At 71.8% G+C, this 17,091-nt stretch carries 19 protein-coding genes; 11 read left to right on the top strand and 8 right to left on the bottom strand.

Going from position 1 to position 17,091, the window contains the following annotated elements; genetic code table 11:
* Positions 1 to 14: 14 nt before the first annotated feature.
* Positions 15 to 368, bottom strand: coding sequence for a hypothetical protein (locus tag ABT403_RS27290; protein WP_344151010.1), 354 nt, complete (start codon positions 366 to 368; stop codon positions 15 to 17).
* 329 nt (positions 369 to 697) lie between these two features.
* Between ABT403_RS27290 and ABT403_RS27285 the strand changes: the two genes are divergently transcribed.
* Positions 698 to 1,465 (top strand): SDR family NAD(P)-dependent oxidoreductase, encoded by a 768-nt coding sequence (locus ABT403_RS27285; protein WP_344151007.1) that lies wholly within the window; start codon positions 698 to 700, stop codon positions 1,463 to 1,465.
* 24 nt (positions 1,466 to 1,489) lie between these two features.
* Here the strand turns inward: ABT403_RS27285 and ABT403_RS27280 are convergent, their stop codons facing one another.
* On the bottom strand, positions 1,490 to 2,161 hold the full coding sequence (locus ABT403_RS27280) for a polysaccharide deacetylase family protein (RefSeq protein WP_344151004.1): 672 nt from the start codon (positions 2,159 to 2,161) through the stop codon (positions 1,490 to 1,492).
* 161 nt (positions 2,162 to 2,322) lie between these two features.
* Between ABT403_RS27280 and ABT403_RS27275 the strand changes: the two genes are divergently transcribed.
* Positions 2,323 to 2,901 carry a Uma2 family endonuclease gene (locus tag ABT403_RS27275; RefSeq protein ID WP_344151001.1) on the top strand — a complete coding sequence of 193 codons (579 nt, stop codon included), beginning with the start codon at positions 2,323 to 2,325 and terminating at the stop codon, positions 2,899 to 2,901.
* Between the two features lie 60 nt (positions 2,902 to 2,961).
* On the opposite strand, the gene ABT403_RS27270 is transcribed toward ABT403_RS27275, so the two are convergent.
* Positions 2,962 to 4,155 (bottom strand): RtcB family protein, encoded by a 1,194-nt coding sequence (locus ABT403_RS27270; protein ID WP_344150998.1) that lies wholly within the window; start codon positions 4,153 to 4,155, stop codon positions 2,962 to 2,964.
* 190 nt (positions 4,156 to 4,345) lie between these two features.
* Between ABT403_RS27270 and ABT403_RS27265 the strand changes: the two genes are divergently transcribed.
* From ABT403_RS27265 to ABT403_RS27255, 3 genes are all read left to right on the top strand, one after another.
* Positions 4,346 to 5,233 carry a DUF3558 domain-containing protein gene (locus ABT403_RS27265; protein WP_344151388.1) on the top strand — a complete coding sequence of 296 codons (888 nt, stop codon included), beginning with the start codon at positions 4,346 to 4,348 and terminating at the stop codon, positions 5,231 to 5,233.
* A 156-nt stretch (positions 5,234 to 5,389) separates the two neighbouring features.
* Positions 5,390 to 6,190: a DUF3558 family protein gene (locus ABT403_RS27260; RefSeq protein ID WP_344150995.1), complete on the top strand. Its 801-nt coding sequence runs from the start codon at positions 5,390 to 5,392 to the stop codon at positions 6,188 to 6,190.
* 85 nt (positions 6,191 to 6,275) lie between these two features.
* Entirely contained in the window at positions 6,276 to 8,012 is a 1,737-nt protein-coding gene (locus ABT403_RS27255; RefSeq protein ID WP_351650086.1) for a DUF2637 domain-containing protein, read from the top strand.
* An 87-nt stretch (positions 8,013 to 8,099) separates the two neighbouring features.
* On the opposite strand, the gene lysS is transcribed toward ABT403_RS27255, so the two are convergent.
* Positions 8,100 to 9,839 (bottom strand): lysine--tRNA ligase, encoded by a 1,740-nt coding sequence (lysS, locus tag ABT403_RS27250; protein WP_344150989.1) that lies wholly within the window; start codon positions 9,837 to 9,839, stop codon positions 8,100 to 8,102.
* Between the two features lie 190 nt (positions 9,840 to 10,029).
* Between lysS and argS the strand changes: the two genes are divergently transcribed.
* Positions 10,030 to 11,793: an arginine--tRNA ligase gene (gene argS / locus ABT403_RS27245; RefSeq protein WP_344150986.1), complete on the top strand. Its 1,764-nt coding sequence runs from the start codon at positions 10,030 to 10,032 to the stop codon at positions 11,791 to 11,793.
* 58 nt (positions 11,794 to 11,851) lie between these two features.
* Here argS and ABT403_RS27240 read toward each other — a convergent pair whose 3' ends face one another.
* Both ABT403_RS27240 and ABT403_RS27235 read right to left on the bottom strand, forming a co-directional pair.
* Positions 11,852 to 12,250 (bottom strand): type II toxin-antitoxin system VapC family toxin, encoded by a 399-nt coding sequence (locus tag ABT403_RS27240; RefSeq protein ID WP_344150983.1) that lies wholly within the window; start codon positions 12,248 to 12,250, stop codon positions 11,852 to 11,854.
* Positions 12,247 to 12,477: a FitA-like ribbon-helix-helix domain-containing protein gene (locus ABT403_RS27235; protein ID WP_045948584.1), complete on the bottom strand. Its 231-nt coding sequence runs from the start codon at positions 12,475 to 12,477 to the stop codon at positions 12,247 to 12,249. The genes ABT403_RS27240 and ABT403_RS27235 overlap by 4 nt, the downstream gene beginning before the upstream one ends.
* 153 nt (positions 12,478 to 12,630) lie before the next feature.
* Here ABT403_RS27235 and ABT403_RS27230 point away from each other — a divergent pair, with 153 nt between their 5' ends.
* Together ABT403_RS27230 and ABT403_RS27225 are read left to right on the top strand one after the other, a co-directional pair.
* Entirely contained in the window at positions 12,631 to 14,178 is a 1,548-nt protein-coding gene (locus tag ABT403_RS27230) for an alkaline phosphatase (RefSeq protein ID WP_351650051.1), read from the top strand.
* Between the two features lie 73 nt (positions 14,179 to 14,251).
* The gene (locus ABT403_RS27225; RefSeq protein ID WP_351650049.1) at positions 14,252 to 14,794 is read left to right on the top strand and encodes a hypothetical protein; all 543 of its coding nucleotides are present in this window, start codon (positions 14,252 to 14,254) and stop codon (positions 14,792 to 14,794) included.
* 17 nt (positions 14,795 to 14,811) lie between these two features.
* On the opposite strand, the gene ABT403_RS27220 is transcribed toward ABT403_RS27225, so the two are convergent.
* Together ABT403_RS27220 and ABT403_RS27215 are read right to left on the bottom strand one after the other, a co-directional pair.
* Positions 14,812 to 15,216, bottom strand: coding sequence for a PIN domain nuclease (locus ABT403_RS27220; RefSeq protein WP_344170351.1), 405 nt, complete (start codon positions 15,214 to 15,216; stop codon positions 14,812 to 14,814).
* Positions 15,213 to 15,449, bottom strand: coding sequence for a type II toxin-antitoxin system VapB family antitoxin (locus tag ABT403_RS27215; RefSeq protein WP_344170348.1), 237 nt, complete (start codon positions 15,447 to 15,449; stop codon positions 15,213 to 15,215). Before ABT403_RS27215 ends, ABT403_RS27220 begins: the two co-directional genes overlap by 4 nt.
* A gap of 163 nt (positions 15,450 to 15,612) precedes the next feature.
* On the opposite strand from ABT403_RS27215, the gene ABT403_RS27210 reads away from it, so the two are divergent.
* From ABT403_RS27210 to ABT403_RS27200, 3 genes are read left to right on the top strand one after another with little or no spacing between them, the layout of a single operon-like run.
* On the top strand, positions 15,613 to 16,050 hold the full coding sequence (locus ABT403_RS27210; RefSeq protein WP_344170345.1) for a DUF3995 domain-containing protein: 438 nt from the start codon (positions 15,613 to 15,615) through the stop codon (positions 16,048 to 16,050).
* Positions 16,047 to 16,559 (top strand): RNA polymerase sigma factor, encoded by a 513-nt coding sequence (locus ABT403_RS27205; protein WP_344170342.1) that lies wholly within the window; start codon positions 16,047 to 16,049, stop codon positions 16,557 to 16,559. The genes ABT403_RS27210 and ABT403_RS27205 overlap by 4 nt, the downstream gene beginning before the upstream one ends.
* A complete protein-coding gene (locus ABT403_RS27200; protein ID WP_344170339.1) occupies positions 16,556 to 17,041 on the top strand; it encodes a hypothetical protein in 486 nt (161 codons plus the stop codon). The genes ABT403_RS27205 and ABT403_RS27200 overlap by 4 nt, the downstream gene beginning before the upstream one ends.
* The last annotated feature ends 50 nt before the right edge of the window (positions 17,042 to 17,091 follow it).

The raw sequence follows: 17,091 nt of genomic DNA, 5'->3' as shown, positions 1-17,091 counted from the left end.
GGGGACGCCGTCGCTCAGAACGCGTAGGCGTCCCCGGTGTCCAGCGCCAGCACCACGTGCTCGTTGTTGCCGTGGTTGCGGTCGGTCGCCCCGCCGTTCCACCAGGTGTCGATCCGCACCACCACCTCCGCCGGCTTCTCCCGCAGCGCCAGCACCAGCCCGATGTGCCGGCCCCGCCCGTGCTCCGGCAGCGGCCCCGTCTCGCACACCACCTCGCGCTCCCCCGCCCGCGCGCACCCCGCCGCCAGCTCCTGCGCGTCCGCCAGCTCCGCCGACAGCCGCACCCGCACCGTCGCGTCCGCCAGCCCCGACGGGCCCTCGTTCTGCGGCACCATCCACACCCGCAGCCGGCCCTGCGCCAGGGACACCCGCCCGTGATAGGCCACGTCCGCCTCCGGCCCGGCCCACGCACCCGCGGGCCCCGCCCCGGCCGCCACCAGCAAACCCGCAACCACCACACTCCGCACGGCACCACGGCGCACCGCCACCACCTCCTCGCGCGGACGGTAACCACCCCGACGAACGGCCGATCGGACCATCACACGAACGAGGGCGAGCCCACCCCCCATTCGCCGCCGCTCCCGCACGCGCCCCGTCAGCGCCCCGGCCTATGCTGGCGAGCGTTCGCCCGCAATCCGCACGAACGAACGAGCGCACGCCGCGACCGCACATCGCGACCGAACGAGGAGCCCCGCCCATGAGCACGCGCACGGCCACCCGAACCGCCGTAGTCACCGGCGCGAGCAGCGGAATCGGCGCGGCCACCGCCCGTCAGCTCGCCGCCGCCGGCTACCACGTCGTCCTCACCGCCCGCCGCAAGGACCGCATCGAGGCCCTCGCCGCCGAGCTCACCGCCGCCGGCCACGAGGCCACCGCCCACGCCCTCGACGTCACCGACCGCCCGGCCGTCGACGCCTTCGCCGCCTCCCTGGAGCGCTGCGACGTACTCGTCAACAACGCCGGCGGCGCCATCGGCGCCGAACCCGTCGCCACCGGCGACCCGGCCGACTGGCGCACGATGTACGAGGTCAACGTCATCGGCACCCTCAACCTCACCCAGGCCCTGCTCCCCGCCCTCATCGCCTCCGGCGACGGCACGGTCGTCGTCCTCTCCTCCACCGCCGGCCACGCCACCTACGAGGGCGGCGCGGGCTACGTCGCCGCCAAGAACGGCGCCCGCGTCCTCGCCGAGACCCTCCGCCTGGAGATCGTCGGCCAGCCCGTCCGCGTCATCGAGATCGCCCCCGGCATGGTCAAGACCGAGGAGTTCGCCACCACCCGCTTCCGCGGGGACACGGAGAAGGCGGAGAAGGTGTACGCGGGCGTCGCGCACCCCCTCTCCGCCGACGACGTGGCCGACACCATCACCTGGGCGGTGACCCGCCCCAGCCACGTCAACATCGACCTCCTCGTGGTCCGCCCCCGCGCCCAGGCCTCGAACACGAAGGTCCACCGCGAGCTCTAGAGCGTCCCGGCCGGACCAGCCCGGCTAGACCAGCCCGGCCGCCTTGAGGTGCGGCATCAGGGGCGCGGGCCTCAGCCCCGCGGCCCGTGCCGCACCCAGCGCCCGGTCCAGGTCCGCCGCCAGCGTGGGCGTGAAGTGCAGCAGCACGATGTCCCCGGCCTTCAGCTGCGGGGTCGGGGGCGTCTGGCTCCAGGTGGTGAAGTCGTACGTCCAGGTGACGAGCGCCTTCACCCCGCACGCCTTGGCCGCCAGCCGCACGTCGTCGTTGACCGCCCCGTACGGCGGCCGCAGCAGCTTGGGCGTCTTCCCGAACGTCTCCGCCAGCCGCTCCCCGGCCCCGCACACCTCGGCGTCCTTGCCGGCCGCGTCGAGGGTGGTCAGATCGGGATGGTTGACGGTGTGGTTCTCCACCGCGACCCGCCCCGTATCGACGAGGTCGGTGAAGTACGCGGTGTCGTAGGCGGTGGCTCCCGGCAGCAGGAACAGGGAAGCGGGCACCCGCTTCTCCACGAGCATCCGCGCGGCGTCGGCGTCATGCGTCCAGCCGTCGTCGATCGTGATGGAGACGACCTTCTCCGAGGTCGGCACATGCGCCACGACGGGCGGCAACCCCACGGCGGCCTGAGCCGACCCGCCGACCCCGACCCCCAGCGACAACGCCGCGAGAGCGGCGACGAGCACACGAGTTCTCCACATGCCGCACACCCTGGTCTAGACCAACCAACCCCGTCAACCCCGCACCCCAAGTGGAAGTTGCACCCCGCACAACCCTGAAGGGCCCGTCCGGGTGAATCCACACGAATCGTCGGCGGGCACCGCTACGCTCCGAAAGCGTGAGCCGCGAAAGGGAGGAAGCTATGGCCGTGATGCAGCACGAGACCACGATCGCGGAAGCCGCCGATCGACTCTCCAGGGAGCTTCCCAGGCACCGAGTGGAGATTCTCCAGGGGAGGCTCACCGTGACACCACCTGCCGACGGGGAGCATGCGCTCACGTTGAGCTGGCTGACCGAGGCGTTCTTTGAAGCCGGAGCCAAAAAGGCCGGCCTGCGCTACCTCCAGGGAATCGGAATCTGGCTACCCACCGGCCCCGACGACTACGCCATCCCGGACTTCGCACTCGTCACCGACGACTTCCTGGACTTCAAGGGTCGGCACAACTGCTACTCACCGGAGGTGTTCCGCCTCATCGTCGAGGTGACCTCCTCGAACTGGTCGGATGACCTCGGCTCCAAAGTCGATTGCTACGCCAAGGCCGACGTCCCGTTCTACGTCATCGCCGACCGCCGCCACGACGAGGTGGTCGTATGCCGCGACCCGCGCAACGGCACCTACCGCCTCCGCACGTCCCACAAGCGCGGCACCTCCGTCACCGTCCCCGAGTACGTCGGCGTGACCCTCGAACTCCCTGTGGACCTGCTCCTCGACGGCGAGTGAGGACCGGGCGCACGCGAAGGGGCCCGGACCGCAGCCGGTCCGGGCCCCCACGCACCCCCGTCATCCCTTGACGCAGATGACCTGCTTCAGCTTCGCCACGACCCGCACCAGATCCGTCTGCTGGTCGATGACCTGCTCGATCGACTTGTAGGCGCCCGGGATCTCGTCCACCACGCCCGAGTCCTTGCGGCACTCCACGCCCCGCGTCTGCTCCGCCAGGTCCCGCGCGGAGAACCGCTTCTTCGCCGCCGTACGGCTCATCTTGCGGCCCGCGCCGTGCGAGGCGGAGTTGAAGGACTTCTCGTTGCCGAGGCCCTTCACGATGTACGAACCCGTGCCCATCGAGCCCGGGATGATCCCGTACTCCCCGCTGCCGGCGCGGATCGCGCCCTTGCGGGTGACCAGCAGGTCCATGCCGTCGTACCGCTCCTCCGCCACGTAGTTGTGGTGGCAGCTGATCTCCTGCTCGAAGGAGACCTTCGCCTTGCGGAACTCCCGCCGGACGACCTCCTTGAACAGGCTCATCATCGCCGCGCGGTTGTACTTGGCGTACTCCTGCGCCCAGAAGAGGTCGTTGCGGTACGCCTCCATCTCCGGGGTCGCGGCCAGGAACACCGCCAGGTCCCGGTCGACGAGGTTCTGGTTGTGGGCCAGCCCCCGGGCCACTCCGATGTGGTGCGCGGCCAGCTCGTTGCCGATACCGCGGGAGCCGGAGTGCAGCATCAGCCAGACCGAACCCGACTCATCGAGACAGAATTCGATGAAGTGATTGCCGGATCCGAGCGTTCCAACCTGCCTCACCGCACGATCATGACGGAATTTGACCGCATCGGCGATGTAGTCAAAGCGCTGCCAGAGGTCCGCGTACCCCGTCTCCGAGAACCCGTACAGCCTCCCCGGATCCACCGCCTCGCGGTGCATCCCCGCCCCCACGGGAATCGCCTGCTCGATGCGCGACCTCAGCTTCGACAGGTCCCCCGGGAGGTCGTTCGCCGTGAGGGAGGTCTTCACCGCCGACATGCCGCAGCCGATGTCCACCCCGACCGCCGCCGGACACACCGCGTCCTTCATCGCGATCACGGAGCCGACCGTCGCGCCCTTGCCGTAGTGGACGTCCGGCATCACGGCCAGGCCCTTGATCCACGGGAGTCCGGCGGTGTTCTGCAGCTGCCGCATCGCGCTGTCCTCGACCGACGCGGGATCCGTCCACATCCTGATCGGGACCTTCGCCCCGGGCACCTCTACATACGACATAACAGAACAATCCCCCGGAAAACTACAGAAAGGTAGGAGTACGCGAAAAGCCGCGCTCATACCCCCAAACCAGACAGGGAACCGGCGCCGGCACCAGCGTGTGCGATAGACATTGTGTCCATCCGTGCCCACGTCGCGGCAACGGATTTTCCCGAGGACGCCAAGGAAGCCAGGGGAGCGAGTGAAGCCGATGGACCTGGAGCGCACGCGCGTACGCAGCCGCCGATTCCTGCCGGGCATCGCGATGCTGACCGTGCTCGCGGCCGGCGCGACCGCCTGCACCGGCGGCAGCGGGATCGGGATCACCAGCGACCAGAAGAACGGCGGCGGCACCGCCGCCCCCGCCCAGCCCGGCAAGTACCGGAGCCTCCCGCAGCCCTGCAAGGCCGTCGACGGCAAGCGGCTGCGGGCCATGCTCCCGGCCACCGACTCCCTCACCACCGAGCAGCGCGAGCAGCTCTACGCCGGGACCGCCGAGCCCTCCTACGACGGCGACCGGCACGTCGGCTGCCGCTGGAACGCGCAGACCCCCGAGGCGAACCTGCTGCTGTCGGTCACCTTCGAGCGGGTCGTCTCCTACGACCGCGCCGCCGCGAGCGACGACGAGAAGGCCCACCAGGTGTACGTGCGCCGGCTGACGGACGCCCACCTGCCCTTCCCCGGCCCGGCCGCGAGCGCCGGCCCGGCTCCCGGTACGAGCACCGCCCCGAGCCCCGGGACCAGCCCCGGGACGAGTCCTGGTGCGAGTCCCGCCCCCGGCGCGCCCGAGGCCCCGCCGTCCGGCGGCCCCGTCGCCTCCTCCCCCTCCTCCCCCTCCCCCACCGGCTCCCCCGAGCTGGGATCGCGCGTGCTGGAGGGGCTCGGGAGCGAGGGGTTCCTCGACGACAAGCTGAGCGCGGCCGGCGCCACCGCCGCACAGTCCCGCACGGTGCGGATCGTCTTCCGCACCTCGAACGTCATCGTCACCGTCGAGTACAGCGTCCAGCCCACCGCCCCGGGCAAGGTCCCGCCCGCCGGGGAAACGCAGGACAAGGCGCGCCAGTTGGCCGAGGCCCTCGCCGAGCGGTTCAGCGAGTGAGCGCGCCGCCCCAGGGGGGCGTGCACGGCCCGCGTGACGGCGCGCACAGCAGCCGGACGCCGGGTCGGGCTACCGTTGCGGGGGTCCCACACCCCTGAAGCACGACCCCGAGCACGACCCCGAAGCACCGAGATGTCCCCAACGTCTGAAGGAACCATGCACCGATCAGCCTCGCGCCTCACCCGCGTTCTCGCCTGCGCAGCCGTCCCGGTGATCCTCACCGTCGCCGGCTGCTCCTCCGACTCGGGGAAGTCCTCCTCGGGCTCGGACTCCGGCAAGAAGTCCTCGTCGGCCTCGTCCGCCAAGCCGAGCACGAAGGGCTCGACCGCGCTGGAGAAGGTGGCGTTCGCGAAGCTGCCGGACCCCTGCAAGGCGGTGCCCGCCAAGACCGTCGAGTCCCTCGTCCACGACGCGAAGGACAAGAACGGCACGGCGGCCAAGTCGAACGACCTCGCCAACCGCGCCAGCTGCTCCTGGAACGGCCTGGAGACGGACGGCACGAAGGGCTCGCAGTACCGGTGGCTCTCCGTGTCCCTGGTGCGCTACGACTCGCACGCCTCCCTCGGCAGCGGCAACAAGCGCGCGGAGGAGCAGTACAACAAGCAGATCGAGCTGGCGAAGACCACCAAGGACGCCCACGACGTCAAGGCCGAGCAGGCCGACGGGGTCGGCGACCAGGGCACGTCCGTGATCTACGGGATCAAGAAGGACGTCGACTTCTTCAACACGACCGTCGTCGCCCGCACCCAGAACGTCGTGATCACCCTCGACTTCAACGGTGCCGCCTACGAGGGCGCGGGCGCGCCCGACCAGGGCAAGATGCTCCAGGACGCGATCGCCGCGGCCAAGGAGGTCGTGACCTCGATCGCCAACGGCGGCAACGACCAGGCGCCTTCCGGCTCCGAGTCCCCGTCGGGTTCCGCCGCCCCGTCGGCTTCGGCCTCGCCGAAGCAGTAGGGGTCTGCGGCACGGGTGACACAGGGTCACCCGTACGCTGTGCCTGCCTGTAGCTCTGCAAGGGGAGGGATCGCGAGTGGCCGCGATGCAGCTGACTCGTACGCACCGGATTCTCGTCGGTGTCGTGGTCGCCGGAGCCGTCGTCATCGCGGGTATCGGTTTCGCGGGCTCGTACGCCGCGGTACGGGCACTGGCGCTGAAGAAAGGCTTCGGCAGCTTCTCGCTGGTGTTCCCGATCGGTATCGACGCGGGTATCTGCGTGCTGCTCGCGCTGGACCTGCTGCTGACCTGGATCCGGATCCCGTTCCCCCTGCTGCGGCAGACGGCCTGGCTGCTGACGGCGGCGACGATCGCGTTCAACGGCGCGGCGGCCTGGCCGGATCCGCTGGGCGTGGGCATGCACGCGGTGATCCCGGTGCTGTTCGTGGTCACGGTGGAGGCGGCGCGGCACGCCGTGGGCCGGATCGCGGACATCACCGCGGACCGGCACATGGAGGGAGTGCGGATCACCCGCTGGCTGCTCTCCCCCGTGCCGACGTTCAAGCTGTGGCGCCGGATGAAGCTGTGGGAGCTGCGCTCGTACGAGCAGGCGGTCGGCATGGAGCAGGACCGGCTGATCTACCAGGCGCGGCTCCAGGCCCGGTTCGGCCGGGCGTGGCGGCGCAAGGCGCCGGTGGAGGCGCTGATGCCGCTGCGGCTGGCCCGGATCGGCGTCCCGCTGTCGCGGACGGCCCCGGAGGGTCTGGCGGCGGCGGGGATCGACCCCGTGCTGTTGCCTCCGGCGGTTTCGGCGGGCCCGGCGCTTGAGGCGGCCCCGACGGGCGCCCCAGCCCCGGCCGTCACCGCCGGTCCGGCCCTTGCCGCAGGCGCGACGGGCTCCGTGGGCCCGGCCGTCGGCACCGGCCCGGCCCGCGCGGCGGGCCAGGCGCTTGCCGCGGGTCCGGCCTCCGGCGCGGGCCAGGCGGTAGCGGCCGGTCCGGCGTTCGCCGCAGGCGCGGCGGGCGCCGCGGGCCCGGCCGTCGGCACCGGTCCGGCCCTCGCAGCGGGGCAGGCGGCTGCGGCCGGCCAGGCGTTCGCCGCAGGTGCGGCCGGCGGCGCGGGGCAGGCGGCAGCGGCCGGTGCGACGCTTGCCGCAGGTGCGGCCGGCGCCGTGGGCCCGGCGCTCGCGGGGGGCCACGCGGGTGCCGCAGGGGCCGCCCACGCGGCCAGCGGCGCGGGCTCGGCGTTCGCCGCGCCTGCCGCCGCAGGTGCGGCCGTGCCCGCGCAGGCGACGGCCGGACCCGACGACGGGTACGACGCCGAGGCGGAGATCGCCGAGCAGTGGGAGGGGCTGGACCGGGCCGCCGCGCGCCAGGCGCAGGCGCGCCTCGCCAACGCCCCGGCGCCCTTCGCCGTGGCCCCCGAGGCCATGCCCGCAGGCCACAACAGCGCCTGGTTCGCCGCGCCGAAGGCCCCGCAGGCCGAGTACGCGGGCGGCTACGACCGCCAGTACGCCTCCGGGGCCCCCGAGGCAGCCGACGCCCCCGCCGAGGCCCGGGCCCCCCGCGCCGACCACCCGGAGGCCTTCGAGGCCCCCGGGGCCGCCGACTCCGACGAGGCGCACGACGCCCTCGACCAGGAGAAGTTCGAGGAGGCGGCGTACGAGGCGTACCACGCCCACGTGGAGGCGAACGGCGGCCACCCCACCGCCCAGCAGCTGGACCAGGCCCTGTCCGAGGACTACGGGTTCTTCCACCCGGACAGCGTCTCGGTCATCGACGCGATGATGCCGACCCTCAAGCAGCGCTACCAGCGCGGCCTGGAGAACAAGTTCATCTCCTGAGCCGGCCGGCACGCCCGCGCACGCGGAAGGGCCCGCACCCCCAGTGATCCGGGAGTGCGGGCCCTTCCGTCGTACGTGCCGGCCGGCTCAGGCCGCGAGCAGCGCCCGCACCCGGTCCGCGCCGACCGCGAGCAGCAGCGTGGGCAGGCGGGGGCCGGTCTCGCGGGTGACGAGCAGGCGGTAGAGCAGGGCGAAGAACTCGCGCTGGGCGACCTTCAGCTCCGGCGTCGGCTTGGCGTCGGGCTCCAGCCCGGCCATGACCTTCGGGACGCCGTAGACGAGGGTGGTGAGCCCGTCCAGCGACCAGTGGCTGTCGAGGCCCTCCAGCAGCATGGCCAGGGACCGGCGGCCCTCCTCGTCGAGGGAGGCGAGCAGCTCGGTGTCGGGCTCCTCGCGGACGAGGGTGCGCTGGTCGGCCGGGACCTGGGTGGTGATCCAGTTCTCGGCGCGGTCCAGGCGCGGGCGGACCTCGTCCAGGGAGGTCAGCGGCTGCGACGGGTCCAGGTCGGAGAGGATCCGCAGCGTCTGCTCGTCGTGTCCGGCGGTGATGTCGACGACCGACGCGAGGGTGCGGTACGGCATCGGGCGGGGGGTGCGGGGCAGCTCGTGCGAGGCCACGCGGACGGCGCGGGAGTGGGCGGCGGCGTCGGCCGGCAGCACGGTGCCGTCGGCGACCTTGGCCTCCAGCTTGTCCCACTCGTCGTACAGCCGCTGGATCTCCTGGTCGAAGGCGATCTTGAAGGACTGGTTGGGGCGGCGGCGGGCGTACAGCCAGCGCAGGAGCTGCGGCTCCATGATCTTCAGCGCGTCGGCCGGGGTGGGGACCCCGCCCTTGCTGGAGGACATCTTGGCCATGCCGCTGATGCCGACGAAGGCGTACATCGGGCCGATGGGCTGCTCGCCGCCGAAGAGGCCGACGATCTGGCCGCCGACCTGGAAGGAGGAGCCCGGGGAGGAGTGGTCGACGCCCGAGGGCTCGAAGACGACGCCCTCGTAGGCCCAGCGCATGGGCCAGTCGACCTTCCAGACCAGCTTGCCGCGGTTGAACTCGGACAGCTTGACGGTCTCGGTGAACTGGTCCTCGGTGCAGACGTAGGTCAGCTCGGTGGTCTCGTCGTCGTACGCGGTGACCTTGGTGAAGTCCTTGTCGCACTGGCCGCAGTACGGCTTGTACGGGAAGTACTCGGCACCCTCGGCGCTGCCGTCGTCCTCACCCGCGGCGCCGGAGCCCTCGGCGGCCTCGATCTCGGCCTCGTCGAGGGGCTTCTGCTGGGGCTTCTTGCCGCCCGGCTTCTGCTTGGTGCGGTACTGGTCGAGGACCGCGTCGATGTCGGCGCGGTGCTTCATCGCGAACAGGACCTGGTCGCGGTAGGCGCCGGAGGTGTACTGCTCGGTCTGGCTGATGGGGTCGTACTCGACGCCCAGCTCGGCCAGGGAGGCGACCATGGCGGCCTTGAAGTGCTCGGCCCAGTTCGGGTACGCGGAGCCCTCGGGGGCGGGCACGGAGGTCAGCGGGCGGCCGATGTGCTGGGCGTGGGACTCCTCGGTGACGCCGGGGATGCCCTTGGGGACCTTGCGGTAGCGGTCGTAGTCGTCCCAGGAGATGAGGTGACGGACCTCGTGGCCCCGGCGGCGGATCTCGTCCGCGACCAGGTGCGGGGTCATGACCTCGCGCAGGTTGCCCAGGTGGATCGGGCCCGAGGGGGAGAGGCCGGACGCGACGACGATGGTTTTGCCCGGGGCTCGGCGCTCCGCCTCTGCGATGACCTCGTCCGCGAAACGGGAGACCCAGTCGGTCTCTGTGCTGCTCTGCGCGCTCTGAGCCACGACACGTCCTTCTATCTCGAATGCTGGCTTCGGCCATTCTCCCAGACGGAAGGGGCCGCTCCGGGGTTGCTTCCGTCTGGTGATACGACGCCGATATGCCGAGAAGGGGACGGGCTCCGCGTGGGATACTCGGCACTTGTCGGAACACCCAAGTACACGCTCGGGCACAACCTCACAGGAACGGCAGCTCATGGCCTCGGTCCCTTCCCTCGCTTCCTCCGTCGAACAGCGCGTCTCGGACGCCCTCGCCTCCGCCCTGCCGGAGGCCGGTGCGGCCGACCCGCTGCTGCGACGAAGCGACCGGGCCGACTTCCAGGCCAACGGGATCCTGGCGCTCGCGAAGAAGGCCAAGGCCAACCCGCGCGAGCTGGCGACGACCGTGGTCGAGGCCATCCCCACGGGTGACCTGATCAAGGAGATCGAGGTCTCGGGCCCCGGCTTCCTTAACATCACCGTCTCCGACGAGGCGATCATCAAGACCCTCTCCGCGCGCGCCGCCGACGACCGGCTCGGCGTGCCGCTGTCCCCGTCCGCGGGCACCACGGTGATCGACTACGCGCAGCCGAACGTGGCCAAGGAGATGCACGTCGGCCACCTGCGCTCCGCCGTGATCGGCGCGGCGATGGTGGAGATCCTGGAGTTCACGGGCGAGAAGGTGGTCCGCCGCCACCACATCGGCGACTGGGGCACCCAGTTCGGCATGCTGATCCAGTACCTGCTGGAGCACCCGCACGAGCTGGACCACAAGGACGGGGAGGGCGAGGCGTCCGGCGAGGAGGCCATGTCGAACCTCAACCGCCTGTACAAGGCCTCGCGCGCGCTCTTCGACTCCGACGAGGAGTTCAAGACGCGGGCCCGGGCGCGGGTGGTGGACCTCCAGGCGGGCGACGAGGAGACCCTGGCCCTCTGGCAGCGGTTCGTGGACGAGTCGAAGATCTACTTCTACTCGGTCTTCAACAAGCTGGACATGGACATCCAGGACCCGGACGTGGTCGGCGAGTCCGGCTACAACGACATGCTGGCGGAGACCTGCAAGCTGCTGGAGGACTCGGGCGTGGCCGTCCGTTCCAACGGCGCGCTGTGCGTGTTCTTCGACGAGTACAAGGGCCCGGACGGCAACCCGACGCCGCTGATCGTCCAGAAGTCGGACGGCGGCTTCGGCTACGCCGCGACCGACCTGTCGGCGATCCGCGACCGCGTGGGCAACCTGAAGGCGGACACGCTGATCTACGTCGTGGACGCCCGGCAGGGGCTGCACTTCAAGATGGTCTTCGAGACGGCCCGCCGCGCCGGCTGGCTGAACGAGGACGTCAAGGCCGTGCAGCTGGCCTTCGGCACGGTCCTGGGCAAGGACGGCAAGCCGTTCAAGACCCGTGAGGGCGAGACGGTCCGGCTGGTGGACCTGCTGGACGAGGCGGTGGAGCGAGCCGCCTCCGTGGTCCGGGAGAAGGCCCAGGACCTCACGGAGGAGGAGATCGCCGAGCGCGGCGCCCAGGTGGGCATCGGCGCGGTGAAGTACGCCGACCTGTCGACGTCCGCGTCCCGCGACTACAAGTTCGACCTGGACCAGATGGTGTCGCTGACCGGCGACACGTCGGTGTACCTCCAGTACGCGTACGCCCGTATCCAGTCGATCCTGCGCAAGGCGGGCGAGGCCCGGCCGGCCGCGCACCCGGAGCTGGAGCTGGCGGCGTCGGAGCGCGGGCTGGGCCTGCACCTGGACGCGTTCGGCGAGCTGGTGGCGGAGGCCGCGGCGGAGTACGCCCCGCACAAGCTGGCCGCGTACCTGTACCAGCTGGCCTCGCTCTACACGGCCTTCTACGCGGAGTGCCCGGTCCTCAAGGCCGACACCCCGGAGCAGGTCGAGAACCGCCTGTTCCTGTGCGAGCTGACCGCCCGCACCCTGAACAAGGGCATGGCCCTCCTGGGCATCCGCACCCCCGAGAAGCTCTGACGCCTCGGGCAGGCAGAACACCGAGTGGCCCCCTCCCTGCCGGAGGGGGCCACTCGCTCTATTCCGGCCCGAACACCTCGATCTTGCATCGGGGACTGCCCGACCGTGCGATCCGCGCGTCACAGGTGACCAGCGGGACCTGCAACCCCTCCGCGAGGGCGACATACGTGGCGTCGTAAGCGGACAGGTCCGCGTACAACTCGCGCACTCGGGGCAGGACGGGCACGTGCTCCATCCGCCGGACCGGCAGGGCTGCGAAGTCGTCCCAGGCCGCGTCCAGCTGGGCGTCGGTGAGCTTGCCTCCACGGTGCCTGCCGAGAAGTGCATGGGCGACTTCCACGTCGAGCAGGTGTGGCGCCGCCAACCGTTCGCCCAGCACCCGTTCCCTGAGCGTTTCACCGACCGGTCCCGCGTCGGCCACCAGCATGACGACCGCACTCGCGTCGATCACGATCATTCGCGCCGCCGCCCTGCGTCCAGGTCCGCGAGCACCTCGTCCGCGCTCAACCGGGCCGATACGCGCGCCCGGATCCGGGTGACGACGTCCTCCATCGACGGTGTGGCCGCCTCCTCCTCCAACAGGGTGCGGGCGTAGGCCTGCAGGGACTGGCGGCTTCGGGCGGCTCGTATTTTCAGCTCGGCGAGCGCCTCGTCGGACAGATCACGCACGTAGAGAGTGGCCATGCAACAAGAGTAGTCGCACTGCCAGCATTCTGCTGGCAAATGAGCCCTCCCCTCGCCGTTCGGCCGGGCAATACCAAGCGGTAGCGTCCCGTTCACACAGCCCTCTTACGTTCGGCGCGACCGTGCCGAACACCCGAGGGGAATCTCCCGCACATGCGCCGCAGACCGTTGAAGACGCTCACCGTCCTGGCCATAGCCAGCGCCGTGGCCGCCGGCACCGCAGTCACCGCGAACTCCGCTCCCCAGCAGAGCGACTCGCACCAGGACATCAGGAACGTCATCTACCTGCTCGGTGACGGCATGGGCCGCACCCACGTGACGGCCGCGCGCGACCGGTTCGTGGGCGCCGGCGGCAAGCTCACCATGGAGACCCTCCCGAACACGGGCGCGGTCGCCACCTACGCCGTCGAGAAGAACAGCGCGAAGCCGTCCCTGGTCACCGACTCGGCCAGCTCCGCGACCGCCTGGGCCTCCGGCGTGAAGACCTACAACGCGGCCATCGGCGTGGACGCGTACGAGAAGAAGGTCGGCACGCTGATGGAGCAGGCCCACGCGGCCGGCTTCGCCACGGGCAACGTCTCCACCGCCGAGATCACCGACGCCACCCCGGCCGCCCAGTTCAGCCACGCGCTGCTGCGCGGCTGCCAGGGCCCGGTCTACTCGGACGCCGCCTGCCTCCCCAAGAAGGACGACGGCAGCTACGAGGCGGCCCCGGCCGACAAGACGCTGATCACGCCGATCGCCGAGCAGATCGCCCGCAACGGCACCGCCGACGTCATCCTCGGCGGCGGCCTGGCCCGCTTCGAGCCGGACGACCAGAAGGCCCTCCAGGCGCAGGGCTACCAGGTCCTCGGCAGCTTCGGCGACCCGAGCCTGCCCGCGCAGACGGCGGCCAGCCAGAAGGTCGCCACCAAGGCGGACCTGGACAAGGCCAGCGGCAAGAAGGTCATCGGCCTGTTCAACCGCGGCAACCTGACCGTGGAGCACAACAAGGCGGCCCTGCCGGCCGACGCCGCGCAGAAGCAGGAGCCCTCGCTCGCGGACATGACCCGCAAGTCGATCCAGCTGCTGAACGACCGCAAGCAGGGCGGCTCGTACGACCGCGGCAAGCCGAAGAAGGGCTTCTACCTCCAGGTCGAGGGCGCCCAGATCGACAAGCGCTCGCACGCGAACGACGCCGCGCAGACCCTCGACGAGGTCAAGGCGTTCGACGACGCGGTCAAGGCCGCCTACGAGTTCGCGAAGAAGGACGGGCACACCCTCGTGGTCGTCACGGCGGACCACGAGTGCGCCGGCTTCAACATCATCGAGAAGGGCACCTACACCAACGCCGAGGCCGTGGCGCCCCCGGCCAACACGGACTCCGGCAACCCGGCCAACAACAGCGTCCCCTCGCGTTCCTCCTCGGGCGCCAAGGACCCGGTCCGCTCCAGCGGCATCGTCAACGGCGCGGGTGCCGGTGACACGAAGAACTTCGCCCCGGCGACCTTCCGCACCCCGGACGACCCGAAGGACGTCAAGGACGGCAGCCCCGAGGCCAGCCTGTGGCTGACCTACCTGTCCGGCAACCACACCGGTGCCGACGTCCCGATCTTCGCCTACGGCCCGGGCGGCAACGCCTTCGCCACCAGCCAGATCAACACCGAGCTGTACGGCAAGCTGTACCGCTCGCTGTTCGGCCGCTCTCCGCAGCAGCACTGATCCCCGGCCGGCCGGGGCCGGGGGCGCACTCCCCCGGCCCCGGCCGGCCGCTTTTCCCCCAGGAGCACCCCCGATGTCGCCGATGTACCTCCCCCGCGCGGCCGCCGCCGTCACCGCCGTGGCCGCCCTCCTCACGCTGGCCACCGGCTGCTCGGGCGCCGGGGCCCCCTCCGCCGCCGAGGACCCCGCCCCGGCCGCCGCCGCCCCGGTGTCGCTGCCCGCCCCGCGCAGCGCGCCCGCCCCGGCCGCCGTCCTCACCCCGGCCCCGGCGGCGGGTGAGGTCCGCACCGCGCAGGGCCCGTTCACGGACCGCGTGAAGCTGACGGACCTGCGCCTGACCGCCGCCCCCGCCGTCACCGGCCACCTCGCCATCAGCTCGGACGTCAGCGACACCCTGGCCCTGGAGCTCGCCGCCGCCTACTACGACGCGCAGGGCCGCCTCCTGGGCACCGGCACCTTCCAGTACCAGGAGGAGGGAGAGGACGCGCACGCCCAGGAGCACCACGACGGCCCCCGCGCGGCCGGCGACGGCATCGACTTCACCGTCCCCGCCGACCACCTCACGGGCACGCCGGCGGCCGCGGTCCTCTCGATCCCGGTCCTGGTGAACGAGTAGCGCCGGCAAGCCGCCGGTCAGCCGAGGATGCGCCTGACCGGCTGACCGGTGATACGGGCGATGGTCTCGAAGTCCGCGTCCTGGTGGAGGACCGTCAGCCCGTGCTGCCGGGCGATGGCCGCGACGAGCAGGTCGACCGGGCTGGCGCACTGGTGCGCACCCGCGTCGGCGAGTTCGCGCTGGAGGGCGGCGGTGTCCTGCCAGACGGCGTCCAGCGCCACCCGGTAAGGGAAGGTCTCCTTCAGGAGGCCGTCGGCTTCGTAGTACGCGGGACGGCCGCCCACCGCCCGCAGGAACTCCTGGCGGACGGGCTCACAGATGCCCACGAGGCCCGAAGCGACCGTGCCGTCCCATTCCGGATCCGACTGGCCCCGGTAGAAGCGCACCAGCGCGCTCGTATCGATCAGGAAGCTCTCGCTCACGCAGCCGACTGCCCCTCGCCTTCGCCGCTCTCCGCCGCGTAGCCGATCGATCCGAAATCGATCTCGCCGTCGGAGACCATCTGCCGCATGCGCTCCACGGCGGCGGCACGGCGGCGGCGGTCGGCGATCTCCCGCAGTGCGGCGTTGACGGTGTCCTTCTTCGTCGTGGTGCCCAGGTGCCGGGCGGCCTCCGCAAGAGCCTCGTCATCCAGGTCGATCACGGTTCTGGACATGAATGCCTCCGGATCATGAGTACGGACTGGAGCACGCGTATATCCAATTCCAAAAAATGATATACCACCCCCACGCTCATCGTGACCGGTATCACAGGGAACGTTCCCCCGGCCCGCCGCCTCCTCAAGGTGTCGGCAACCGGCACACCGAGGGGGACCCCGCATGCACACGGACGACACCGCACGCCGCAGGACCGGAACCGCGCTCGCGGCGCTGCTCGCCGCCGACGGGCTGGCGCACCTGTACTGGGCCACCGGCGCCACCTGGCCCGCCCCCGACGAGCGGACCCTGTCCCTGGCCGTACTGGGCACGGAGGTGTCCTTCGGGCCGCCGGTCGTCCTGCCCCTGGCCGCACTCACCCTCACCGCCGGGGCCGCCGTCCTCGCGCACTCCCGCGGCCGCGGCGGCCGGGCCACCCGGGCCGTCACCGGCGCGGTCGCGGCGGGCCTGGCCGTACGGGGCCTCGCGGGCCTGGGCTGGGCCGCCGGGATCCTCCCCAGCCCGGCCGGCAGCCCCTTCCCCACGCTCAACCTCCTCCTCTACACCCCCGCCTGCCTGGGCTTCGGCTGGGCGGCCGCGCGGCTGGCGCGCGCCAGATGACCCCGGCCGACCGCGAACGCGGCATCACCCTCGCCCGCGCCGCGCGCGCCGGGAACACCCTCGCGCTGCACGAGCTGCTCGACCACCTCACCCCGTACGTCACCCGCATCTGCACGCCCATCGCCCTCACGGACGGCCCGGACGCCGCACAGGAGGCGCTGCTGGCCGTGTTCACCGCCCTGCGCACGCTGCGCGACCCCGAGGCCCTGTACGGGTGGGTGCGGGCCATCGCCGTCCGCGAGGCCGTCCGCACGGCCCAGCGCGCCTCCCGCGCCCGACCGGCCCCCGACCTCACCGACGTCCCGGCCAAGGGTGACCCGCACCTCGCCGCCGACATCGACGACGTCCTGGCCCGCCTCTCCCCCGCCCACCGCGCGGTGCTCGTCCTGCGGGACGTGGAGGGCCTGGACGAGGAGGCCGCGGCCGCCGTCCTGAACATCCCGGCCGGCACCGCCAAGTCCCGCCTCCACCGGGCCCGTTCCAGCTTCCGAAAGGCATGGTCCGCATGACGCCGCACGAGATCGACGACGTCCACCGCCTGCGCGTCATGGCGGCCGGGGTACGCGGCGCGAAGGTCGTGGAACGGGTCCTCCCGGCCCCCTTCGAGGAGGTCTGGCCGGTCATGGCCGGCCTGGACTTCCTCCCCGACCTCGGCCACACCCGCCTGCTGTCCGCCCAGGGCGACCGGATCGAGCTCCTGGCCCGCAGCAGGTACGGCTTCCGCGCCCACCTGCGGGGGTTCCGCCGACCGGGCTGGTGCTGGCTCCAGAGCCGCTTCCTCCTGGTCGGCCTGGCCGCCGCCCCCGTCCCGGGCGGCACCCGCATCGCCCTGACGGGCGGCGTCCGCGTCCCGACCCGAGCGGCGGTCATCCCCTTCGGCACCCTCCCGGAACTGACGACGGCCGCCACCCGCCTGACGACCCGCGTCACGGGCACGCACGGCGTCAGCAGTGGTAGCGGGCCTGGGCGACCTCCACGGCCCCGTCCCTGATGCGGTACACGAGGCGGTGCTTGTCGGTGATCCGCCGGGACCACCACCCT

The organism is Streptomyces sp. NPDC000075 (assembly GCF_040301925.1).
GTDB classification, from domain to species: Bacteria; Actinomycetota; Actinomycetes; order Streptomycetales; family Streptomycetaceae; genus Streptomyces; species Streptomyces polychromogenes.
This window is presented reverse-complemented; position numbering and strand designations above follow the sequence as displayed.